Source organism: Bradyrhizobium sp. WYCCWR15520 (genome assembly GCF_056174665.1).
This window is the reverse complement of record NZ_JBWBWM010000010.1, coordinates 167,071-190,582: the sequence shown is the minus strand read 5'-3', so window position 1 is coordinate 190,582 and position 23,512 is coordinate 167,071. Positions and strand designations below refer to the sequence as shown.

Sequence of the window (23,512 nt, the reverse complement as noted above, 5' to 3'; positions counted from 1 at the left end):
CTCACCGTTCCCGTAGCTTCGCCGTCAGGCTGGCGAGCCCCCGATGCAGCGCCACCCGCACCGCGCCCTCGCTCATCGAAAATTTCGCCGCCGTATCCTTGATCGAGGCGGCATCGACCGCGATCGCCTGCAGCACGTCGCGCTGCCGCGCCGGCAGCGTCTGAAGTTGGGTCGCGACCTCGCTTGGCGATGCGGTCTCGGCCGGCGTTTCGCCCGGCAGCGTCTCGGCGAAATCGTCGATATCGACGAAAATGCGCCGGCCGCGGCGGCGCAGCGCATCGATCAGCTTGTTCCGGGCGATCGCAAACAACCATGGGGCAAACGGGGCGCTAACGTCCCAGGTGTGCCGCTTCAGATGAACCGCCAGCAAAATATCCTGCACGATGTCCTCGGACTGATCGACCGGTTGCCCTGCCCGCGCCAGACCGCGGCGCGCCGCGGCCCGGAGCACCGGCGTGACGGCCTTGAGCAGGCGGTGATACGCCGCACTGTCGCCTGCGATGGCCGACCGCATCAGGCCGGTCCATTCGTCATCCCGCTCGCGCACGCGCGCTCCTACCCTGCAATTCGGTCGATCTTTCAATTTGTTACGTCAGGACAATTCGATCACGGAGTCGTGATCCAAGGTCCCGGTCGGCTGCCTGTCCGGGAATCGGATCGGCCGCCCGCACGATGGCAGGCTCATAACATCGATTGCGCGAGCCCGCATCCGGTCGGCAGCAACACGATTGCCCAGCTTTTGCCGGGTGTTGCCCGAAGATTCCCTTTTTCTGCCGTGCTGCGGACACCCGCAGGGTCTCATTTCGCCGCTGGGCGGCGGCCAATGGGGAGATTCCATAAATGACAATCAAAGCCAGCGCGCGGTCGGCCTTGATTATTACGGCAGGGTTCTTGGTAGGTTTCGCGGTACCGTTACCGGCGATGGCCGCGGGCGCAGATGACGCCGCCGCCGTCTCGAAATCGGAGAGTGCGACGCCCGCCAAGTCCGTCAAGCAATCCCTGAAGAAGCGCGACGCCCATCGCAAAACCACACGCGGGGCCGCGAAATCCACCGAGACCAACGAGACCAAGAAGCCTGAGGAAAAGCAGGTCGCCGATGCCAGTGGCGGCACTCCGCCCGCGATTCCCGAATGGCTCGCCAACGCCAACGCCCAGATGACCGCGGCCGACGCGCCAGCCGATAGCGCCAAGGGGATGTCGGCGGCCATGTCCGAGAAGGCCAATACGGTCCTGCAGGCGGCGGCGGAAAAGCCTGTAGACGCCGAGGCGCCGCCGGCTGAAGCAGCCGTGGTTGCCTCCGACCAGCTCAATGACGTCGACCGCGCGCTGCAGGTGGGCCCGGCCGAGACCTCTTCCACGCAGACGGTCGCGATGGCTTCGGCCAAACCGGCATCGGATGGCTCCGCTCAGGCCGCTGCCAACGACAGTTCCACCCTGGACAAGACCTCGCTGATCGGAAAGATCTTCATCGCCTTCGGCGCCCTGCTGACGATGGCCTCGGCCGCGCGCATGTTAATGGCGTAGCGGCGGCCCTCGCGGTCCGGACGCGGCAAGGCGCGTCCGGAACCGGCCTCGCCCACTTGAAGCCCACCCCGGCTGCGGGCACATTGCGCACCGCAAAAGCGGCACCGGGGTGGATCATGGCGACGTTCGAACACATCATTGTCGAGAGCAAGGGCGCGGTTGGCATCATTACGCTGAACCGGCCGAAAATGCTCAATGCACTTTCGTTCGGCGTGTTTCGCGAGATTGCGGCGGCTGTCGATGACCTCGAGGCCGACGACAAGATCGGCTGCATCCTGCTCACCGGCAGCGAAAAGGCGTTCGCCGCCGGCGCCGACATCAAGGAGATGCAGCCGAAAAGCTTCATCGACATGTTCTCCAGCGATTTCACTGCCATCGGCGGCGACCGCGTCGCTACCTGCCGGAAACCCACGATTGCAGCCGTCAGCGGCTATGCGCTAGGCGGCGGCTGCGAGCTCGCTATGATGTGCGACATCATCATCGCATCCGACACTGCAAAATTCGGCCAGCCCGAAATCACGCTCGGCACCATCCCCGGAATCGGCGGCACCCAGCGGCTGACGCGTGCGATCGGCAAGTCCAAGGCGATGGATCTCTGCCTCACCGGCCGCATGATGGATGCCGCGGAGGCCGAGCGTTCCGGCCTGGTCAGCCGCGTTGTGCCGGCCGACAAGTTGATGGAAGAGGCGCTGGCGGCCGCCGAAAAGATCGCCTCGATGTCGCGTCCCGCGGCCGCGATGGCCAAGGAAGCCATCAACCGCGCGTTCGAGACGCCGCTGTCGGAGGGCATGAATGTCGAGCGCAACCTGTTCCACTCGACCTTTGCGCTCGAAGACCGCTCCGAAGGCATGGCGGCGTTCATCGAGAAGCGCAAGCCGGTCAACAAGAACAGGTAGCGCTTTGCTCGAATTGCGTAGGATGGGCAAAGGCGCTTAGCGCCGTGCCCACCATTCTGGCGTCCGATGCAAGCAAAGGTGGGCTTTGCGCACCCTATGGCGCTACAGCTACTTTGCATGGGGTTGTTTTCGATATTTTCGTTGTCTCGCTATTTCGTCCGCGCCAGCGCCGCATTGACCAAGGCGCGGTAACCGCGCTCGGCAAACGTCGTCGGGCGGTCGAGACCGAGCCGTTTCAGGCATTCGCGCTTCGCAGCATCCGGCGGCTGCGTCATTCCCTGCCACAACAAGCCAGGCAGAAGCAGCGGCGTTCGCTGCGCCTCGCGCAGCAACTGCAACGCCGGGATCAGCCGTTGCTCGACCTCGGTAAAATCGCTGCCGAACGGAAACGACGGCAGCAGCCCGGCCTCGCGCGCGGGCTTCAAGGCTTCCATGATTCGTTCCGGAAAGTTCTCGCGGTGGGCGCGCGGAATTTCATACGTCTTCGGCAGCTTGCCAGCGTCCTTGGCGATCCCAGCCAGTTCATCCTGGAAGCGGGAGTCCGTGACCGCCAGCATCGCCGCGATGGTTTCGGCATCCGATTTGCCCCTGACGTCGGCTGCGCCATATTCGGTGACGAACACGTCGCGCAGATGCCGCGGGATGGTCTGGTGACCGTAATTCCAGCGAATGTTGGAAAGCGTCTTGCGACCGGCCGGCCGAGTCGATTCCAGCGCGAGAAGTGATCGCGCGCCCTGCAGCGCGAACGCCTGCGCGACGAAATTGTACTGACCACCGACGCCGCTCACGACCTGGCCATCCTCGAGGCCATCGGAGACCGCAGCTCCCATCAGCGTCGCCATCATTGCGGTATTGATGAAGCGCGCATCGATCCGCGCGCGGCGCTTGGCCTCCTCGTCGCCATAGAGCTGGTTGGTGAAGGACACCGGCATCATCTGAATGCGCGCGAGTTGCTCGGCCGGCATCTCGCGCAACGCGCGATAGAACGATTTCGGCCCGAGAAAAAATGCCCCATGCAGCACCGCGCCATCGATCTCGCGCTTGAGAATGCCCGCATCGATCAGGCCAAGGAACGCATCGATCAACATTTCGCTGACGCCATAGAGTCCTTTGTCGAACGGGCCCATCTGCGCAGGTTCGGCGCCCGGCCCGAGCCGCTTCATGATGGCGCGAAACTGTGTATTGTCGCGGTGGCGGACAATCAGCCCTTGCGCCAATGCATCGCCGACCTGCCCGATGCCAATCTGCAGCGTGCCACCGTCAGGCACGAGGCCCGCCGCGTGAAGCCCGATCGCATATTTGGTGTCGCTGACCGGCTCGGCCGGCGGCGCGAACAGAGGAAAATCCGTCTCGGGGCTGTCGAGGACAGCAGAAAATTCATCACCCGGCAGATCGCCAGCGCCTGGCATGAACGGCAGCTCCGAATTGACCTGCCCGATCAGCTTGAAAGATGCCCGGCCTTCGTTGCGGGCGCGCAGGATGTCGAGCGTCGTATCGGTGTTGCAGCTCAGGCTGTAGCGCGTCATGCCCTCGACCACGCGTTTCGCCACCAGTTGGGTGACGACGTTCAGCCCGCGCGTCAGCAGATAGGACGAGGCATGGGTATAGTTCGCGGAGATGTAATGCTGCTGCGCGTACGGAACGCGCAGCCATTTGCCGGCCAGGAAGAAGAACTCGATCACCTGGATGTTGGGCGGCAATTCACCGGCATGCAGCGCATTGGCATACGCGAGGTCAGGATATCCGCCGAACAGGCGATCGATCACCGGGCCGATGAAGCGCCGTTCGAGCAGGCTTGAGGGCCGCGGCTTTTCCAGCGTCAGCGCCGAAAACAGGGTGAGCTTGATCGAGCGGTCAGCCACGGCGCGCGCGTAGAGCGCGTTGACGACATGGTTGGCCTTGCCAAGCCCGAGCGGCAAGCCGACTACGAGGTCGGTTCCGACATCGCGGATGATGTCCTCCGCGATTGATTCGGGATCGGAAAACAGCTTTGGCATCAGTTGCGGACCCGGGCACAGCTTGGAAGCCAACCGCCCTGAGTCGGACGCCAGCCACCGGACCATAGCGCATTTGCCGCTGAACTTCGTCTGTGACGAACCGGCAACAGCCAAGCACGGATTTCACCGAATTAATGTACTGATGTCGCGCGGCAGTTTGCCTGTGGCCACGGTGCCCCCTAAACAGGTAGACGAGCCGGGGCTGTCGGCGGGGGCGAGCAAGCAACGCATGATCCGGAATGACGGGGTAACCGCCATTTCTGAAGATCATGCCCAAACAGGAAGACAGAGCGGGATGACTCGAAGCAGGGTTATCACGTTCTCGTGTTGGCTACGGGATCAAATGGCAAGGCGCGCCGCAGGGGTTGGCCAGGTTACACGACGGTTGCTTCGATCGGGCATTTGCCTTGCGGCGGGTTGCTTCGTGTTGGCGGCACCGGCCGCGCATGGCGAAAGCCTGCCCGACGCGCTGGCCAAGGCTTACCAGACCAATCCCGCGCTCAATGCCGAACGCGCCCGCCAGCGCGCCACGGACGAGAACGTACCGCAGGCGCTTTCGGGTTATCGGCCGCAGATCATCGCTACTCTCTCCGCCGGCTTTCAGGCAGTGCGCAACCTGCTGCCCGACAACACCGTCCAGTCGGCGAACCTGAAGCCCTGGACCATCGGGGTGACCGTGTCCCAGACGTTGTTCAACGGTTTCAAGACCGCCAACAGCGTCCGCGTGGCGGAGCTGCAGGTGCAATCCGGTCGCGAAGCCCTGCGCAATGTCGGCCAGGGCGTGCTGCTCGATGCGGTCACGGTCTATACCAACGTGCTCGCCAACCAGTCGCTGGTGGAAGCGCAGCGCGCCAACGTGGCGTTCCTGCAGGAGACGCTCGGTATCACCCAGAAGCGACTCAATGCCGGCGATGTCACGCCGACCGATACCGCGCAGGCCGAGGCTCGCCTGAGCCGGGGCCGCGCCGATCTGAACGCCGCCGAGGTCAACCTCGCCGTCAGCCAGGCGACCTATGCCCAGGTCATCGGCAACGCACCCAACCAACTCCGGCCCGCTGACACCGTGGATCGCCTGCTGCCGCGCAGCCGCGACGACGCCACCGGGCTTGCCTTCCGCGAACATCCGGCGGTGATGGCGGCAAGCTTCGATTTCGACGTCGCCTCTACCTCGATCCGCGTCGCCGAGAGCAGCTTGATGCCGACCATCACGCTGCAGGGCAGCGCCAGCCGCAGCAAGCAGTCGGATCCAACCCTCGGCACCTTCGGGACCGATCAGGCCTCCATAACCACCCAGCTCACCCAGCCGATCTATGATGGCGGCATGGCCGCCTCCCAGACCCGGCAGGCCAAGGAAATCGCTACTCAAAGCCGGCAGGTGCTGGATCAGGTCCGCAACCAGGCCCGCACCGCCGCGGTCGGCGCCTGGGTTGCCAACGAGGGCGCCAAGATTGCGGTCACCGCCTCCGAAGCCGAAGTCCGCGCCGCCACCGTCGCGCTGCAGGGCGTGCAGCGGGAGGCCGCCGGTGGCCAGCGCACCACGGTCGACGTGCTGAACGCGCAGCAGGACCTGATCCTGGCCAAGGCGCGGCTGATCGGCGCGCAGCGCGACCGCGTGATCGCCTCCTATACGCTGCTCAGCGCCGTTGGCCGGCTCGACGTCAAGAACCTCGGCCTCAACACGCCGGATTATCTGCCTGAAGTGCACTACCATCAGGTGCGCGACGCCTGGCACGGCTTGCGGACGCCATCCGGGCAGTAGGTTGTATTTTCTCCCTGTGTTAACCGGACGCTGATCATGTCGGGTATTTTCAGTCGCCAGTAACCGGCGTTGGCCTAAAACTCAGGGGTTCCCGCCCCCGTTTTATTTCGATGGATTTTGCGAGGCCTCGTGGTTTCAAACATCCTGCGCTGGTCGGCCAACGGCCTGTTGGTCCTCGTCCTGTCGATCATCCTTGTGATCACCTCGTTTCGCATGGCGGCGTCGATACGCGAGACCGGCATGCGCGCCCAACTGGCGCCAAGGACCGGCCATCTGGTGCCGACACGATCGGGCGGCGTCTTCGTGCAGGAGAAGGGCCCGGCGAACGGCATTCCCGTGGTGCTGTTTCACGGCACGGCGGCGTGGAGCGAGCTATGGCGGCAGACCAGCGACGCGCTGGCATCGGCCGGCTTTCATGTGATCGCCCTTGATCTCCCGCCGTTCGGGTTCTCGGATCGTCCCGGCAACTATACGCGGCAGGACCAGGCTGCCCGAATCAACGACGTGCTCGATACATTGGAGGCCCCGCCCGCCATCATCGTCGGACACTCCTTCGGCGCCGGGGCTGCGACTGAGCTGGTGATGCGATATCCGGATCGGGCACGCGGATTGGTGCTGGTCGATGCGGCCCTCGGATTGACGGCCACGCCATCGGCCGCGCCCTGGGTAGTTCAGCCGCAATGGATTCGCGAAATCCTGGTGTCGCTGACCATCACCAATCCGATCGCGACGCAAATGCTGCTGCAATCGATGATCGCGAAGAAGGAGCGCGCGCTGCCGGAATATGTTGCGATCCTGCAAAGGCCGCTGGCCCAGCGCGACAGCACAAGCGACATCGCCGACTGGCTTTATTATTTCCTCGGCACCGACACGGGTGCGGCAAGTGCGGACCGCACTGCCTATGCGAAGCTGGAAGTCCCGGTCGCGATCCTGTGGGGCGACAAGGATACCATTACGCCGGTCGAGCAGGCGCGCGATCTCCAAACGCTGCTGCCGTCAGATACGAACCTGACCTTGCTGCCGGGGCTTGGCCACATTCCGCAGATCGAGGACCCCGGCATGTTCAACGACGCCCTGCTCAAGACGCTTGCAAAACTCTAGACTGGGCAGAGATTCGAACCGGCCGGAGATATCATGGACATCATCAGATTGTGCGCCTGGGGCTATGCCGCCCTGCTCGGCTTCGTGATTCTCACCGGCTACATCCCTGCCTTTATCGACGCCAATGACATGATCTTCGGCCTGTTCCGCCGCACCTGGTATGCCGATGGGCTGCATCTGGTTTCGGCGCTATGGGCGGCCGCAGCGGCGATGACCTCGCGTCGCGCCTCGGAACTGTTCTTTCAACTGTTCGGCGTGTTCTATTTCGCCGACGGCATGCTTGGCCTGCTCACCGGCAGCGGCTATCTCGACTTCGGCATCCTGATCAATGGCGTCCTCAACCTGCCGCTCTCGACGCGGTTCTTCGCCAATGCACCCCATCTCGGCCTCGGCGGCGTGGCGATCCTGATCGGATATCTGCTGGCGCCGCGGACGCGGACCGCCGTTCATGCTTAAGTGGCTGCGGCGCGTCCTCGCTGTCGTCGCAATCCTGATTGCACTGACGGTGCTTTTGCCGCTGGCCTATATCGAGGGTACGTGCCGTCCGTCGTCCGGCGCAACAGCGGCGAGCGCACCGGTCGTGCCCCTGCCCGCGATCGACGAGGCGGGCTACCGGCGCAAGCTGAACAACACGTTCTTCACCTTTCCCGAATGGTACATCGTCTATTCCTTCGAGGATTTCGGACGTTTCCTCGACCGCTCCAGCGAAAGCCATTTTGGCTATCTCGGTCACATCTTCGGGTTCTGGCGCAGCTTCTGCACCATCAATCGCGCCGTGCCCCCGACGGGAGACTCGCTGACCGAAGTGAAGACGATGATTTACGTCATCGGCATCAGCTATTCCGTCGAATACGCCATCAAGGGATTCTACGAGAATACCATCGGCCGCGTATTCGAATGGATCAGGGGCGAGAAGCGCACGCCGCAAGACGAATTCGGCCGCGCCGTGCTGCAGGATTATGCCGCCTTCCTCTATACCATCCCCTGGTACAAATATCCGTTCCGCGACAAGCTCGACGGCCTGTTCGCGATCTCTGCCCCGACGCCGAGCAACATGCGCAGCTGGGAGCGCGACTTCGCGCTCGGCGCGGAGTATTTCGTCAAGATCGGCTATGCCTCGCTGATCCATAAGGCGCTCGACGCCGGTGGCGACAACGAACCGCGCGAAATCATGTTTGCGGTCGCGACGCTACCGCCGGCGGTGCTGGCGAAGGAGCCGCGCATCAAACCGATCCGCGCGCTGACCCCGCAATGGCAATTGGTGCAGACGCCGCGCTACAAGGATTTTACCGACATCCTCAAGGGCCTGCTGGATCAGGGTTATGGGGTTGCGGAGATCGCGGGTAATCACGACATCCTCATCACGGTGATTGTCCCCGATGCCGCTAAACTCGACATCAAGGGCACGATGGAGCTGTTTTCATTAGAACTGGATGCGCGGCCCGGCTTTCGCCGGGCAGGCCTGAAGGCTAGGATCGACAAACTTGTCGACATCAACCGCGAGCTCAAGGCCATGGGTGCGAGCATTGAGCACTTCTATGATTACTGACGGGCGCCTGCGTGAAGGTTTGCGATGGGGCCGGATTGCCGGTGCGATCACCCTCGTCACCGTCGGCTGGCTCGCCGTGGTCGTTACGCTGACGTTCGGTTCGGCGCCCGGCAAGTCGATGGCTGTGATTGGCCCGCCGTCCCAGGCGCTGGCTGCGATCGCCAAAGCCAACGGCCGCATTCTTGCGTCGAACAGCTACTTCACCATCGCGCGTTCCGACGACGCCGATTTCGTCGGCCGTCTGTACGCGGCAGGTGCGCTGTTTGTGCTGGACGCCGAACAGGCAGGCGGCTGCAGCGGCCTGCCACGGAGGCGGTTCACCGCACTGTAACTGCGACCGCGATGCCCAACCTTATGGAGTATCCTCAAACGGATTTCTACGCGCCCGCTGTTCTGAAAAAATGGCCGTCGAAGAACAACGAGCGTGCCAAAGACGTTATGTGGCCCATCCCATACTCGGTCCTTGACGGTACCTTGGACGAATGCCTAACGAAGTTATTGACGCAGCCGCTGGGCCAACGTCATCTCTACCAGATTCATACTGCCCCTCAGGGCGAACTGATCCCTGAAGTAATCTCCGCCGAACTCGCCGTTGAACTTGCCAGGCTGCGAGATTTTCTGTGATGGACGCAATGCCAATCCCGTTCTGCCGGGCAGTGTCACGACGCGTACTTCTGGTAAAACGTATTGGTGAATAGCTCGCTCGGATCGTATTTGCGCTTCGCCGCGAAGAAGTCGTTGATCTGCGGATACGAGCGCTGCAACTGATCCTTCGAATAATAGAGCTGATAAGGCAGGAAGAACCGGCCCTTGTGCGCGATGGTGAGGTCGATCAGTTCCTCCGTCGCCTTCTTCATTCGCCGGTTGCCCTCGTCATCCGTCGTCTGGTTGATGTAGAGCACTAGCGAGAATGCCGGTTCCGGCGAATAGGTCAGGAAATTGTTCTCCTGATGCACGACGCGCACCGATGCGTTGAGAAGATTGGTCTTGTTGTCGGTCAGCACCTTGCGCATGCCGTCGACAAACGAGACGAACTGGCTGCGCGGAATGAAGTATTCGTGCAGGATGTCGGTATCGTCGGGCAGTGAGTTGCGCAAATAAGGCACAGAATCGTGCATCGGGTCGTTGCGGTTGACGAGGCAGGCCTCCGCCGAACCGATCGCCTGCGCGCGCGTCACCGTGCAACTTTCCATGCGATGCTCGATGTGCTTTTCCGACAGCCATTTCATTTCCTGAAACAGCGGGCCCTGCTTGGACAGGTTGATGGTGAGCCGTCGCAATCTGGTGCCGCTGACCTCACCGAGCGGTTCGCGCTTGAAATCGGTGCCCTCCACCCTGGTGTAGGTGTAGAGCAGCAATTCCTTCAGGAATGAGCTGGGCGCGGTCGAGAGGTGGCCATACATCAGACCGATATTGCCGTCCTTCTCGATCTCATTGGCGAACAGCGCCGGGAATTCCTTGTAGTCCATCATGCGACGGCCGGTCTGGTAGACCAGGTTGTCGGCAATATCGAGTTCAGCCTCGACGATGACGCCGAACAGGCCGTAACCGCCAACCACGAGGTTGAACAAATCCGGGTTCTCCGTCGCCGATACCGTGCGCAGCGACCCGTCCGCCAGCATCACCTTCATCGACTTGATCGATTTCGCGAGCGCGCCGGCCTGATGGTCCATGCCGTGGGCATTGACCGAGATCGAGCCGCCAACGGTGAAGATGTCGGTCGACTGCATGGCGCGAACCGCGAAGCGCGGGTGCAGCACGTTCTGGATGTCGTGCCAGGTCGCGCCCGGCTGCACGGTGACCGATCGTGAACTCTCGTTGAGCACGATCTTGTTGAAGCCGCGCATGTCAAGCACGATACCTCCCTTGCGGAAGGCGTGCCCGCCCATGCTGTGGCGCACGCCGGCGGTGGTGACGGAGAGCTTGTTGTCACGTGCAAAGGCCAGCGTCTTGGCAATATCGTCGACGCTGCGGACGTCGACCACGCCGTAGACCTCGGTTTTGCTGAGACAGCTTGCATCATTGATGCTGCCGCCGAGCTGTGACCACTTCACATCCTTGAGCGGCGCAATCGCCTTGATCCGCTCCAGATCGATTTTCGCCTGCTCGCCGCCGCCGACCGCCGGACCGCAATCCTTTTCCCCGGTGGGATCGGCCGCCAGCGCCACAAGCTTGCGATAGCTGTAAACGCCGAGCAGCACGACGACCACGGCAACGACCGACGCGCCGGTTTTGAACTTTTGTGAAAATTTTCGCATGAAGTGATTCCAGAGGAGTGCGAGATATTCTGGGCGGGCGGAGGATTAGTCAAATCGAAGCGTCTTCCGGTTCGATAGACCGGCTGCGTTACTGAACCGATAACCCGAAGCACGGCTGCCCTTCCCGCGCCTCACTTCTCCCGATAAGCTTCCGGCCGCTCAGCGGACGAAACACGCCCGGTGCCGGGGGGATGGGAGAACACCGGAGCTGACGGGTCCGAGGCCCTGCCAGACGCCAACAATCAACAACAATATCCAGGGAGAACACCAATGCTGACGCGACGCAGTATGATGCTTGCCTCCATCGCAGCCGGAGTGATGATGAACGACAGAACCGCCTCGGCCAAAGCGGCGCAGCCCGCGACGCCGGTGAATTTCGACGTGCCCGCGGGCGCCTGCGACTGCCACACCCATATTCACCCGGACCCTGAGATTCCCGTTCTTCTCCGGCCGCGTCTACACGCCCGAACTGGCTTCGCCCGAGGAAATGAGCGCGCTGCACAAGGCGCTGCACATGGAGCGCGTCGTGATCGTCACGCCCTCGATCTACGGTACCGACAATTCGGCGACGCTGTTCGGCATGGCGGCGCGGGGGCCGACCGCGCGCGGGGTCGCCGTCATCGACGACAAGACGTCCGAAAGCGATCTCGATCTCATGGGCAAGGCCGGCATTCGCGGCGTCCGCCTCAACCTCGCAACCGGCGGCGTCAACGATCCGAACGTCGCGCGGCCAAGATTTACGACCGCCGTCGAGCGCATGAAGGCACGCGGCTGGCACGTGCAGATCTACACCAACCCGGCGATGATCACCGCGGTCAAGGATCTGGTCATGGCCTCGCCAGTGCCGGTGGTGTTCGATCATTTCGGCGGCGCCCAGGCAGCCCTCGGCGTCGAGCAGCCCGGCTTTGCCGACCTCGTGGACCTCGTGAAGTCGGGCAAGGCCTATGTGAAGATTTCCGGCGCCTATCGCTCCTCGAAACTCGGCCCCGACTACACCGACTGCATCCCGCTCGCCAAGGCGCTGATCGCAGCCAATCCCGACCGCATCGTCTGGGGCACCGACTGGCCGCATCCGGATTCGGTTACACCAGCCGGCAAGAAGGTCACCGACGTGACGCCGCTGTTCCAGATCGATGACGGGAAGCTGTTGAACCAGCTTCCGGTGTGGACGCCGGACGCGGCGATCCGCAAGAAGATTCTGGTCGACAACCCGGCACAGCTTTACGGATTCTGAAGCCCGAGGTGTGAGATCGCGGCCCGCTCCACGTGCTGGAGCGGGCCGCGTTCGGTGTCGCGCAACCACGCGCCGGCCTTGCGCAGCCCGCCGAACGGAAACAGGTGGAATCCCGCGATCGATGCGGTCGCGGCCGCCGGCACCGACCGCAAGCCCCTGACGACGTCATCCGGCCCTGTGTCGGTCAGCAGGCGGCCGAACCGGCCGATCTGAGCCCGTAGCGCGCGCATGGAATTGCCGATGCCACAGCGGAGCGCGAATTTTGTCAGTGTCGCCGGCGTTGCGGGACCGGCAAGGCCGACGATGACAGGCAGATCGATGCCGGCTCGATCGAGTTCAGCAATCCATTGAAGGATCGGCGTGCTCTCGAAGCAGAACTGGGTGACGATATCGACCCGCGCTCCCGTCCGCCGCCCCCATTCCCGCCACCCCTTCAGGCCATTCAGCGCATCCGGCAGTTCGAGATAGGGATGGCCCTCGGGATGACCGGCGAGGCTGACGGACGTAATCCCATTTGCCTCGATCAAGCCGCTGTTGCGGATGTCGCCCGTCGATTTGAACGGGCCCTTGCCTGCCACGACATCGCCCGCAATCAGGAGGACCCGCGACACGGCAGCCTCGCCCCGCGCCCGCGCCAGGAAATCGTCGAGCGCCTCCCGCGACGCCATTTCGCGCGCGGCGATATGGGGCACCGGATTGTAGCCGGCGCGGCGCAGCGCGGCCGCCGTCTCGACGTTGTGATGATAATTGTCGCCGGGCAGGAACGTGATCGTGACGTCGGTACCTGCAGCGAAATAGTCGCGCAGTTCTGCAAGCTGATGCCCGCGCGAGGAGATTTCGACGGAGGCCGACGGCAGCAGCGCGGCCAGTCTGGGAGATGGCTGATCGGAGACGGTCACGGACGCCTCCCAAACTCAGGCCGGCGCACGGCGGCGCGAGACCACATAGGTTTCGTCGTTGAACCACAGGCCACCATGCTTCTTCAGGACACGGTCGGTGGCTTCGAGATAGCGGCCATCGCGAACGACTTCCGATAGCCGGTTATCCTCGATCTGCGCCACGTAGATCGCAGCGTTCCAGGCGGCGAACAGCGTCGAGGTGCCGATCGGTCCGCTGACCTCATCCGGCAGCGTGTGCATCTGATAACGGAAGATCGAGCGCGCATCCGATGACGCATTGAAATTGTAATGCCGCGCCGCCGCGCCAAGCTCGTGCTTGACCTGACGCAGGATGGCGTAGCGGTCGGTCTTGAAGGGGTCGTCGCCCGGCCAGACCTGGTCGATGATCTCGATGCCGGGATCCCGCCCGTGCGAATGGATGCCGATCAGCCGCCCGCCGGGTCGCAACGATTTGACGAGCGGCGTCACGACTTTTGAAGCCTTGAACTCGACGCTTGCCCGCGCACGATAGGGTTGCGAAGCGATCACGAGATCGTAGTCGGCCATCACGCGGCCGGGCCGCGGCATGATCGGATCGAGCAGGAACGAATGATCCTCGCGCCGCAGCGTCAGGATCACCGGGCGCTGATAGACCGGATTGCCCGAGGTCGGACTGATGCCTGCGCGCCAGTTCTCAGCGAGGAAGCTCTCGAGCTCGCTGATCTGTTCGGCGAAGCCGTGCGCGGTATTGCCAGTCAGCGTGACATCCTTCCAGATCAGGCCTTGCGCCGAGGTCACCGAGCGCGGCGTCAGCCACGGCGCCTCCGCGTAATAGAGGTTGGTCACGACCAGCACGGTCGCGGGATGCTCGAACAGGCGATCCGCCATCTTCTCCAGCATCAGGCGGACGTCTTCGTAGCTGATCTCCTTTGCGACGACGTAGAGCGGCATCGTGGGAAATCGCGCGTGCACCGCGCGCATCACCCGCGACAGCACGGTGCCGTCGCCGACACCGGCGTCGAAGATGCGCAGCGCCGGCGGCGCGGGCTGCAGATTGCCGAGCTCAAGTGAGATGCGGTTGCCGACCTCGGTCTTCTCGCTGCAGGTCGAGACGAACAGCAGATACTTTTGCCGGTTGTCGAAGAATCGGAAGCCCGGCGGCGCAACCGTGTTGGCGGTGGCTTCGCCATTCAGCGGCTTGGCCGATAGTGAATTGGTCGGCGCGCCGGCCGATGCAGGCCGGTGCTCGGCGAGGTACGCTCGGACCTTGTCGAGCGTGCCGGTCGTGATCCTGGCGCCGTCGCGCAAGCGCGACACCAGCTTGCCGTCGTTGACGACCAGCCGCCCGAAGGTCGATTCGGCCGTGCGCGTCTGGCGGCAGTAGTCACGGATTTCGCCGAGAATCTGCTCAGCCGTCGGCGCGGTCGTCGCAGGTGGTGCGTGGCCGTTCGTTGGGCCTGCAGATACCTGACTGGTGCCCTGGCTTTCCTCGATCCGCATGGCTTGCTCCTGCGGTTGTCCCTGCTGCTATCAAGGGACGACCGCCGGATTGCGTCAACCACAAACCGAGTGGGCAGGAAACATGGGCATGTGCCCACACGGATTCTAGCGCGCCCGGCGCGAGAACACCGAGATCAGTACCGGCAGCGTCACCAGGATCACGATCGGCGCCAGCATCATGCCGGTGACGACCACGACCGCCAGCGGCTTTTGCACCTGCGAACCAATCCCCTCCGAGAGTGCCGCCGGTAGCAGTCCGACGCCCGCCACCACGCAGGTCATCAGCACCGGACGTAGTTGCAGTTCGCCGGTACGGATCACCGCGCGCATCCGCTCATAGCCTTCGTCGATGAGCTGGTTGTACTGCGACAGGATGATGATGCCGTCCATCACAGCGATGCCGAACAGCGCGATGAAGCCGATCGCCGCCGACACGCTGAACGGAATCCCCGAGATCAGCAATCCGAGCACGCCGCCGAAGATCGCCATCGGGATCACGCTCATCGCGAGCAAGGTGTCGACCATCGAACCGAAATTGAAGAACAGCAGCACGCCGATCAGCGCGAGGCTGATCGGCACCACGATCGACAGCCGGCGGATGGCGTCCTTCAGGTTGCCGAATTCGCCGACCCATTCGATGCGCGATCCCGACGGAAGCTGGACCTGCTCGGCGACCTTGTCCTGTGCTTCGTGGATCGCGCTGCCGAGGTCGCGGTTGCGCACCGAGAACTTGATCGGCAGATAGCGTTCCTGCCCTTCGCGGTAGATGTAGGCCGCGCCCGAGATCAGGTTGATCGAGGCGACCTCGCTGAGCGGGATCTGCGTAATGCCGCCCTGCCCGGCTACGCCGATCCGTAAATTGTGGATCGCCTCCGCGCTCTTGCGATACTCAGGCGCAAGGCGAACGATGATCGGGAAGTGGCGGTCGCTGCCGGGCTCGTAGATGTCGCCGGCGCTGTCGCCGCCGACCGCGACCTTGATGGTGGCGTTGATATCGCCGGGCGACAGGCCATAGCGAGCCGCGCGAGCGCGGTCGATGTCGATCTGAATGGTCGGCTGGCCGAGCGAGGTGAACACGGCAAGGTCGGTGACGCCCTGCACCGTGCCGAGCACGGATTTGATCTTGTTGGCGGTATCGGTCAGCGCCTGCAGATCGTTGCCGTAGAGCTTGATCGAGTTCTCGCCCTTGACGCCCGAGACGGCCTCCGAGACGTTGTCCTGCAGATATTGCGAGAAGTTGAATTCGACGCCCGGGAATTTGTCCTGCAACTGCCCCAGCAACTGCGCGGTCAGTTCGTCCTTGTCGCGGGTGCCGGGCCATTCGCTGTTGGGTTTGAGCGGCGCGAAGAATTCGGCATTGAACAGGCCGGCGGCGTCGGTGCCGTCGTCCGGACGTCCATGCTGCGACACCACCGATTCCACTTCGGGGCGCGCGCGGATCATCCTGCGCATCTCGTTGACGTAGGCATTGCCCTCCTGCAACGAGATGGTCGGCGGCAGCGTCGCGCGAATCCACAAATTGCCTTCTTCCAGCTTGGGCAGGAATTCCAGCCCGAGCAGCCGCGCGAACGCAATGGTCATCAGCACGAGGACGGCGGCGCCGGCGAGCACGATCCTGCGGTTCGCGATCGCCCATTCCAGCACCGGCACATAGAGCCGGTCGAGCTGCTTCACGACCCAGGTCTCGGTCTCGTCCAGATGCGAGGGCAGGATGATCGCGCTCAGCGCCGGCGTCACCGTAAAGGTCGCGATCAATCCGCCCGCCAGCGCATAGGCATAGGTCCGCGCCATCGGCCCGAAGATATTGCCCTCGACGCCGCTCAGCGTGAACAGCGGCAGGAAGGCGGCAATGATGATGGCGGCGGCGAAGAAGATCGAGCGCGACACGTCAGCAGATGCCGACAGGATGGCGTGGCTCTTCATCCCCATCGTGGTTTCGAAGGAGATGTGGCTCCGCTCGGCTTCCGACAGCGCGGTGGTCTGGGTCAGCCGCCGGAAGATCGCCTCCACCATGATCACGGTACCGTCGACGATCAGGCCGAAATCGATCGCGCCGACCGACAGCAGATTGGCGGATTCGCCGCGCAGCACCAGGATGATGACGGCGAAAAACAGCGCGAACGGAATCGTCGCGCCGACGATCAGCGCGCTGCGGAGATCGCCAAGGAACATCCACTGCAGCAGCACGATCAGGATGATGCCGACCACCATATTGTGCAGCACCGTATGCGTGGTGATGTCGATCAGGTCCTTGCGGTCGTAGATCCGCTCGATTCTCACGCCGGGCGGCAGAACGCTGGAGTTGTTGATGTCGCGAACGAGCTGTTCGACCCGGGCGATGGTCGGCGAGCTCTGCTCGCCGCGCCGCATCAGGACGATGCCCTGCACGATGTCGTCGTCCTGATCGAGGCCGGCGATGCCGAGCCGCGGCTTCTCGCCGATCGTGACATGGGCGATGTCGCGGACCAGCACCGGATTGCCGCCGGACTGCGACACCATGGTGTTGTTGAGGTCGTCGACCGAGCGGATCAGGCCGACGCCGCGCACCACGGCGGATTGCGCGCCGATGTTGACGGTGTTGCCGCCGACATTGATGTTGGCGTTGCTGACGGCCTGCAGCACCTGCGGCAGCGTCAGCCCGTTGGCGACCAGCTTGTTGAAATCGACCTGCAGCTCGTAGGTCTTGGTCTTGCCGCCCCACCCCGTGACGTCGATGACACCGGGCACGGCGCGGAAGCGGCGCTGCAACACCCAGTCCTGCAGCGTCTTGAGGTCCAGCACGCTGTAGTTTGGCGGGCCCTTCAGGCGGTAACGAAAAATCTCGCCGATCGGGCTGAGCGGCGAGATGGACGGCTGCACATTGCCTGGCAGCGGCGGCAATTGCGCCAGGCGATTCAACACCTGCTGCAGCGCCTCTTCATAGGTGTAGTCGAAGGAGAATTGCAGTTTGACGTCGGACAAGCCGTACAGCGAGATGGTTCTGATAGTGCGCAGGTTCTTGATGCCGGCGACCTGGGTCTCGATCGGGATCGTGATGTAGCGCTCGATCTCCTCCGACGACAGGCCCGGGCTTTGCGTCACGATATCGACCATCGGCGGGGTCGGATCGGGATAGGCCTCGATGTTGAGCTGCCTGAACGCGATCAGGCCGCCGACCAGCACGGCGACGAACATGCCCACCATCAAATAGCGGCGGCTGACTGCTAGGGCGACCAGGCGATCCATTCAGATCGAAGCTTTCAATGAGGGGTCAGCTGCCGGACGCGGCGCGATCGATGAAGAGTGCGCCCTTGGTGACGATCTGCTCGCCGGGCCTCAAATTGCCGACCACCTCGACGAGATCGCCATTGGTGAGGCCGGGCTTGATCTGACGCAGTTCAATGGTCTTGTCCGGATGCGCGACCCAGATCCGGACCTGGTCGCCTTCGTAGATCAGCGCCTGTTTCGGCACGCCGACTGCCGGGCGGTCGCCCGCGGAATAGATCGTGACGTTGGCGAACATCTCCGGCTTCAGCGTGCCGTTCTTGTTGTCGATGGTGGCGCGCACGAGCAGCCGCCGCGTCGCCGGGTCGATCGCGGTGGCTACGTAGTTGATCCGCGCCGACAGCGAACGGCCCGGCAGCGCCAGCACGCTGAAACTCACCTCCTGCCCGATCGCGACGTTGGCGCAATCGCTTTCGCGCACGAACGCCGTCATCCAGACGGTGGAGAGATCGCCGATCACATAGACGGGGTCGCTGGCGCCGGCGTTGACATATTGGCCGGGACCGATCTTGCGCTGGACCACGGTGCCGCCGAGTGGCGCGAAGATGGTGATTTCGGGATTGATGCGGCCCTTCTCCTGGAAGGTCGCGATGTCATCGTCGGTGAGGCCGAGAAGGCGCAGCTTGTTGCGCGCCGCCTGCACCGCCGTTTCCGACGAGCGCATGTCGTTCTGCGCCTGAATCAGTGTCGCCTGGCTCTGCTGATAATCCTTCAGCGGGACCGCCTTGCCCTCGAACAGGTCCTTGGCGCGCTGTCCCTGCAACTGCGCCAGATCGAGCGCGGACTTCGCCTTGTTCATGGCGGTCATCGCCGCGATGAAATCGTTTTGCGCCTGAACGTTGTCGGCCGCCTCGATCACGAACAGCGGCTGGCCCTTGACGACGCTGTCGCCCGGCTTGGCCAGCAGCCTGGTGACGCGGCCTGCATATGGCGAGAACACCGGCGTCGAGCGATCTTCATCGATCGCGATCTTGCCTTCGGTGACGTTCTCGGCGCGGAAGCCGCGTTCGGTGACAGGCTGAATGGTCAGGCTGGCCCATTCGGCGGCGCTCGGCGTGTAGCGCTGCAATCCCCTGCGCGACTGGCTCGAGATTTCCGAATGCTCGCGCTTTGGACCGCCGATCTGGGCGTAGCCGTAGGCGCCCGCACCGACCAGGGCCAACAGACCGATGGCCACGGTCAGCCGCTGCCGGGTAACGATCTGCAATCGCTTCGTAAACACCTTGAGCATCCGACCCGGAACCATTCAGCGACGTTTTGTCTCACCCTGCGCTAATAGTGCCCATTTGGCGCTGTAGACAACCTAAAAATCGAAAATCGGGCCTGGCCGCGAGGTTAAAGTTTGGAGAACTGAGGCTGACCGCCCGATGCTTGCCTCATTTCGCGTGCCGGCCATAGCGGTGGATGGGTACCGAGCGGCATTGCCGGACGAGCCCAAAACGCCGGGGTTTTCGACAAAACCGCGGAATGCCGGACCGACCGCAGCGCACCAAAGCCTGAATCGACCTCCTGGATGAACGGCGTCACCGCTTCCCCCGTAAGATCCCGGGTATCCAGCCCGCCGGCGACCCGCCCGAGATTCCACAGCCACCGCCCGGTCTGCGCCAGCGACACCTGAACGTGCCAACTGCCACCCTCACGCGCCTGGCGTGCTTTTGCCATCATGGCGCCGAACGCCATGAAGTAACCGGTGGCGTGGTCGAGCATCTGCGCCGGCAATTCTTTAGGGCCATCGACACCGGCCGCCTGCCCCTCGGCATGGTTGAATCCGGTCGCGGTCTGCACCAGCGAGTCGAAGCCGCGCCGCGCCGCCCACGGGCCGGCGGCACCATAGGCCGACAACGTGACATAAATGATACCGGGATTGATGCGCGCCGCTTCTTCCGGCGAGAAGCCGAGGCCGGCGATCGCGCGCGGCCGATAGCCTTGCGAGAAGATATCGGCCTCAGTCAGCAACTCCCGCAACACCGCCCGGCCCGGCTCCGTCTTGAGTTCGACGAAACTCGTCAGCTTGCCGCGGCCGGTATCGATCGTGAGCCACGGGATCGCCGGCAGATCCGGTCCCGAGATCAGCAGCACATCAGCGCCATGGGCTGCGAGCGTTCGCCCCGCCACGGGACCTGCAATCACGCGCGACAGATCGAGCACGCGAAGACCGGCGAGCGGCCGCTCGCCCTCGGGCCACGGTCTTGGTGCGGCTTCGCCGATTTTCGTGATCGAGATCAGCGGCAATCCGGCGAGCGCTTTGGCATGCGGCGTCGCCGACCATTCGTCATGCGAGCGCATGAAGGCAACGACGCCGCCATCCGCATAGGCCGCGGTCTCGAAGGCTTCGCCCTCCCATTGCATCAAGGCGGCCTGAACCACGTCGCGCTCGGGCTTGCAGTTCAATACCTTGCATACGGCGTCGCGGTGGTGCGGAAAGTTGGTGTGCAACCGCACGAAGCCATCGCGGGTTTTGTAGACACCGGCGATCGCGTCCCAGGCCGGCGGCGGCGGCTTGCCGTCGACGCGCAGATAACGTTCGCTCCGGCATTCGACCACGGCGTGGCGCATATCGACCGAGACGTGCTGGGCCTGTCCGCTGCGCATTTTCCAGATCTCCGCCGCGGCGAGCGCGCTCGCGGCGACGCTGACCTGCGCCGCTGCGGCGACGCGAAACGAGGATGGCAATTGCGGCTCGTCGCCGGTCAATGTGAGCGCGTTAAGTGCGGACGGATCGCCGCCGGCCGACGTCCAGATGTCGCGAAGGATTCCCAGGGGGCTTTGCATCAATGCCTCTCTTCCCTAGCCTTTGGAAGATCTGCCCGACCAGGAGAGGAGTTGCAATGGCTGCCATCGACCCCTGACGGCGGGAGCCGTTTTCCTTGCGACCGCAGGGACCGACGCGGTCTATGTGATGTTCACTTCGGCGGTGGTACACCGCAAGCGCGTGCCGGCGGCGACCTGGAGCAGCATCTGGTATTTGCTCTCCTCCTACGCCGTCATCAGCTACACCGAGAACTGGGTCTACGTCGCCTTCGCAGCAATTGGTTCGTGGGTCGGCGCCTATGCGACGATCACCTTTTTGCACCGGCCGCCCGGCGGCCCGCCGGTTGGGGCGGCGCCGGAGTAATACACTGCGGACTTTCCACGTCATTGGATACAGTTTCGCGATCTCGCGGCATGTTGCGCCCGAGGTTGCATCTTCTTTTGCCCTCCTCTCATGCAGAGGGCGCAGGGAAGACCGGGTGCTTGCTGCACCCGAGGTCTCGTGTGCCGTTGCGCATAAGGAAAAATGCACACGAGCATACAGGTACAGCGGAAACACTCCGGCCTTCCCTGCGCAATGGCTTTACGACTTACTTCGTGCTCTTCCCGGAGAACGGCTTTCTTGCCTCCGTCATCCCTGAGAAGCTTCGCTTCTTAAGAACTTAACGCCAGCACCGCGGCGCCCGAACCACACGACTTCGCCGTACACAACAGCCACGCACGTCGGTCGTGGCTCTCGTGTCCATCGCATCTCACCACGCGTTCGTGACGATGGCCAACGCCCCTCATCCGCGGGAGACGGGCGGAGTTATGCCGCTGATTTGCGTGCGAAGTTAAGCGGAATATTTTTGATTCCTGGGCTTGACACGATTTCTGAAAATCAGAATTGATTTGGGGGCCGGCTTGTCGCAGTTGCGCATTGAAATTGGGCTTGCGCGTAAAGCAATCCAGCTATCCCCGAGCTGAGCTCTGGATTGCTTCGCGGAGCCTGTCATCGGGCGGCGCTTCGCACCGACCCGTTGGCTCGCCATGACGGTTTGGCGCGAGCTGCGACCACATGCACTTTGAGCTTTCTCCCGCACGACCTTCATCGCTACAATGCGCCGTGGACCAATGAAGGAAAAACAAAAATGGACTTGGGTTTGAAGGGCAGAAACGCCGTCGTGCTCGGTGGCACGCGTGGCATCGGACGGGCGATTGCGGAAACACTGGCGGGCGAAGGCGCGGGCGTCGCGGTGTGCGCGCGCAATGTGGAACAGGTCGCAGCAACCGTCGCCGAGCTGAAGGCGCATGGCGGGCGCGTGAACGGCGCCTCTGTCGACGTCACCGACGCGGCCGCGCTGAAATCGTGGATATCTGATACAGCCAACGAACTCGGCAGCATCGACATGTTATTTTCCAATGCCGGGGCGATGGCGCAAGGTGGCGATCCCGCCTCCTGGGAGCAAAACTTTCGGCTCGACGTGCTCGGCGCCGTCAACGCCTTCGAGGCGGCGCGGCCGTTTCTCGAGACCAGCGGCGGAAAAACCGGCGACGCGGCCTTCATCATCATCTCGTCGATATCAGCCGCCCAGGCCGACTCCGCCAGCTCCTACGGCCCGATCAAGGCGGCACTGATCCACATGGCCAAGGGACTGGCGCGGCAATACGCCAGCAAGAAAATCCGCGTCAACGTGGTGTCGCCGGGCACGGTCTATTTCAAGGGCGGCATCTGGAACATGGTCGAGCAGAACATGCCGAAGCGCTACCAGGATGCGCTGTCGCGCAATCCGACCGGACGGATGGCGACGCCGCAGGAAATCGCAAACGCGGCCGTGTTCCTGGCGAGCCCGGCCTCCTCGTTCACCACCGGCTCGAACCTCGTCGTCGACGGCGCGATCTCGAACCGGGTGAATTTCTGAGAAGCTGATTCTCGCTTTTCGTCATGGCCGGGCTTCGTCCCCGGCCATCCACGTCTTTCTACGGCGATTTGCCCACCACGATTCCGGAATAACTGTCGCCTACTTGATCGTGTCCGCGTCGGCCTTGCAGGCCACCGCATCGCTCCGATGACCTTGCCACCTTCGAGGCAATTTGGGAGGCGTTAACCTGCCGCCGGCGCCGGCAAGTTGCGAGAGCCAAGCTTACAACTCACGAAGCAAACCGGGTCAATTTGAATCGATAAGCTAAGGGAACTTTACGAACTTACCTTCATTGTGGCGCCTGCTTCGAAGACCCAGCCAACTGGGTCCAACGACGGATGGGCAGGATGATTGTCGACGAGCAAAGGACAAAAGTGCAGCGCGAACCGCGACGCCAGCTGCGCAAACGGCCGACATGGGTGACGACCGACGACGGGGTGACGAAGATCGAGTGCGTCGTCCTGGACGTCTCGCCGGGCGGCGCCAAGATTGTGACCGATGCTCCGTTCGATATCCGGGACAGTTTTGAATTGGCGCTGGTGCCCGAACATACGACGCGCCAGTCGTGCGAAGTGGTGTGGCGCCGGGGCAAGACCTATGGTGTGAAATTCCTGTCTTGAGAGTCTGACCATCGGGCTCATTTTTGTTTTGTCGTTATGGCCGGGCCTGATCCCGGCCATCCACGTCTGTTCTTGCCGAAGCAAGTGCGGTGGATGCCCGGGACAAGCCCGGGCATGACGAATTCGCGGTGAGGCCGCGCTCAATTACCCATAATTTTTGAAGCCAGACTCTGAGATCGGCCGGACTCAGTTGGCTCAATCGGCCCGGTTGTCACAATCGCAGCCCTCCTCCGTGCCGAAGCGCCATCTCCGTCCCTAGCCCCCGGACATACTCTGGTCG

At 63.1% G+C, this 23,512-nt stretch carries 19 protein-coding genes and 1 pseudogene; 12 read left to right on the top strand and 8 right to left on the bottom strand.

Going from position 1 to position 23,512, the window contains the following annotated elements; all coding sequences use genetic code 11:
* Position 1: 1 nt before the first annotated feature.
* Positions 2-547: a sigma-70 family RNA polymerase sigma factor gene (locus AC0QUY_RS13740; RefSeq protein ID WP_475387224.1), complete on the bottom strand. Its 546-nt coding sequence runs from the start codon at positions 545-547 to the stop codon at positions 2-4.
* Positions 548-840: 293 nt separating this feature from the next.
* On the opposite strand from AC0QUY_RS13740, the gene AC0QUY_RS13735 reads away from it, so the two are divergent.
* Together AC0QUY_RS13735 and AC0QUY_RS13730 are read left to right on the top strand one after the other, a co-directional pair.
* Positions 841-1,524: a hypothetical protein gene (locus tag AC0QUY_RS13735; RefSeq protein WP_161853021.1), complete on the top strand. Its 684-nt coding sequence runs from the start codon at positions 841-843 to the stop codon at positions 1,522-1,524.
* A gap of 116 nt (positions 1,525-1,640) precedes the next feature.
* Positions 1,641-2,420 (top strand): enoyl-CoA hydratase, encoded by a 780-nt coding sequence (locus AC0QUY_RS13730; protein ID WP_161853020.1) that lies wholly within the window; start codon positions 1,641-1,643, stop codon positions 2,418-2,420.
* A 149-nt stretch (positions 2,421-2,569) separates the two neighbouring features.
* Here AC0QUY_RS13730 and AC0QUY_RS13725 read toward each other — a convergent pair whose 3' ends face one another.
* On the bottom strand, positions 2,570-4,417 hold the full coding sequence (locus AC0QUY_RS13725) for an acetyl-CoA hydrolase/transferase C-terminal domain-containing protein (RefSeq protein WP_475387223.1): 1,848 nt from the start codon (positions 4,415-4,417) through the stop codon (positions 2,570-2,572).
* Between the two features lie 343 nt (positions 4,418-4,760).
* Between AC0QUY_RS13725 and AC0QUY_RS13720 the strand changes: the two genes are divergently transcribed.
* The 6 genes from AC0QUY_RS13720 (at position 4,761) to AC0QUY_RS13695 (ending at position 9,450) form a co-directional block, all read left to right on the top strand.
* Positions 4,761-6,176, top strand: a complete 1,416-nt coding sequence (locus AC0QUY_RS13720; RefSeq protein WP_161853018.1) for a TolC family outer membrane protein — start codon at positions 4,761-4,763, stop codon at positions 6,174-6,176.
* 129 nt (positions 6,177-6,305) lie between these two features.
* Positions 6,306-7,277: an alpha/beta fold hydrolase gene (locus tag AC0QUY_RS13715; protein WP_475387222.1), complete on the top strand. Its 972-nt coding sequence runs from the start codon at positions 6,306-6,308 to the stop codon at positions 7,275-7,277.
* Positions 7,278-7,310: 33 nt separating this feature from the next.
* Positions 7,311-7,733: a hypothetical protein gene (locus tag AC0QUY_RS13710; protein ID WP_161853016.1), complete on the top strand. Its 423-nt coding sequence runs from the start codon at positions 7,311-7,313 to the stop codon at positions 7,731-7,733.
* Entirely contained in the window at positions 7,726-8,826 is a 1,101-nt protein-coding gene (locus tag AC0QUY_RS13705; protein WP_475387221.1) for a hypothetical protein, read from the top strand. Before AC0QUY_RS13710 ends, AC0QUY_RS13705 begins: the two co-directional genes overlap by 8 nt.
* A complete protein-coding gene (locus AC0QUY_RS13700; RefSeq protein WP_475387220.1) occupies positions 8,816-9,157 on the top strand; it encodes a hypothetical protein in 342 nt (113 codons plus the stop codon). The genes AC0QUY_RS13705 and AC0QUY_RS13700 overlap by 11 nt, the downstream gene beginning before the upstream one ends.
* 11 nt (positions 9,158-9,168) lie before the next feature.
* Positions 9,169-9,450: a hypothetical protein gene (locus AC0QUY_RS13695; RefSeq protein WP_475387219.1), complete on the top strand. Its 282-nt coding sequence runs from the start codon at positions 9,169-9,171 to the stop codon at positions 9,448-9,450.
* A gap of 35 nt (positions 9,451-9,485) precedes the next feature.
* On the opposite strand, the gene AC0QUY_RS13690 is transcribed toward AC0QUY_RS13695, so the two are convergent.
* Complete coding sequence (locus AC0QUY_RS13690; RefSeq protein WP_475387218.1) at positions 9,486-11,084, bottom strand: FAD-binding oxidoreductase; 1,599 nt, start codon at positions 11,082-11,084, stop codon at positions 9,486-9,488.
* Between the two features lie 270 nt (positions 11,085-11,354).
* Between AC0QUY_RS13690 and AC0QUY_RS13685 the strand changes: the two are divergent.
* A pseudogene (locus tag AC0QUY_RS13685) lies at positions 11,355-12,318 on the top strand (amidohydrolase family protein).
* On the opposite strand, the gene AC0QUY_RS13680 reads toward AC0QUY_RS13685, so the two are convergent.
* The 5 genes from AC0QUY_RS13680 to AC0QUY_RS13660 form a co-directional block, all read right to left on the bottom strand.
* Positions 12,306-13,217 carry a methylenetetrahydrofolate reductase gene (locus tag AC0QUY_RS13680; protein ID WP_475387217.1) on the bottom strand — a complete coding sequence of 304 codons (912 nt, stop codon included), beginning with the start codon at positions 13,215-13,217 and terminating at the stop codon, positions 12,306-12,308. The pseudogene AC0QUY_RS13685 and the gene AC0QUY_RS13680 sit on opposite strands and share 13 nt — an antisense overlap.
* A 15-nt stretch (positions 13,218-13,232) precedes the next feature.
* Positions 13,233-14,696 carry a hypothetical protein gene (locus AC0QUY_RS13675; protein ID WP_475387216.1) on the bottom strand — a complete coding sequence of 488 codons (1,464 nt, stop codon included), beginning with the start codon at positions 14,694-14,696 and terminating at the stop codon, positions 13,233-13,235.
* Positions 14,697-14,801: 105 nt separating this feature from the next.
* On the bottom strand, positions 14,802-17,921 hold the full coding sequence (locus AC0QUY_RS13670; protein WP_475387215.1) for an efflux RND transporter permease subunit: 3,120 nt from the start codon (positions 17,919-17,921) through the stop codon (positions 14,802-14,804).
* A 25-nt stretch (positions 17,922-17,946) separates the two neighbouring features.
* Complete coding sequence (locus AC0QUY_RS13665; RefSeq protein WP_475387214.1) at positions 17,947-19,191, bottom strand: efflux RND transporter periplasmic adaptor subunit; 1,245 nt, start codon at positions 19,189-19,191, stop codon at positions 17,947-17,949.
* Positions 19,192-19,295: 104 nt separating this feature from the next.
* On the bottom strand, positions 19,296-20,732 hold the full coding sequence (locus AC0QUY_RS13660; protein WP_475387213.1) for a CoA transferase: 1,437 nt from the start codon (positions 20,730-20,732) through the stop codon (positions 19,296-19,298).
* A 31-nt stretch (positions 20,733-20,763) separates the two neighbouring features.
* Between AC0QUY_RS13660 and AC0QUY_RS13655 the strand changes: the two genes are divergently transcribed.
* The 3 genes from AC0QUY_RS13655 (at position 20,764) to AC0QUY_RS13645 (ending at position 23,232) form a co-directional block, all read left to right on the top strand.
* On the top strand, positions 20,764-21,075 hold the full coding sequence (locus tag AC0QUY_RS13655) for a hypothetical protein (RefSeq protein WP_475387257.1): 312 nt from the start codon (positions 20,764-20,766) through the stop codon (positions 21,073-21,075).
* Between the two features lie 766 nt (positions 21,076-21,841).
* Positions 21,842-22,612 (top strand): SDR family NAD(P)-dependent oxidoreductase, encoded by a 771-nt coding sequence (locus AC0QUY_RS13650; RefSeq protein ID WP_161853006.1) that lies wholly within the window; start codon positions 21,842-21,844, stop codon positions 22,610-22,612.
* A gap of 347 nt (positions 22,613-22,959) precedes the next feature.
* Positions 22,960-23,232, top strand: a complete 273-nt coding sequence (locus AC0QUY_RS13645) for a PilZ domain-containing protein (RefSeq protein WP_161853005.1) — start codon at positions 22,960-22,962, stop codon at positions 23,230-23,232.
* Positions 23,233-23,512 lie beyond the last annotated feature (280 nt).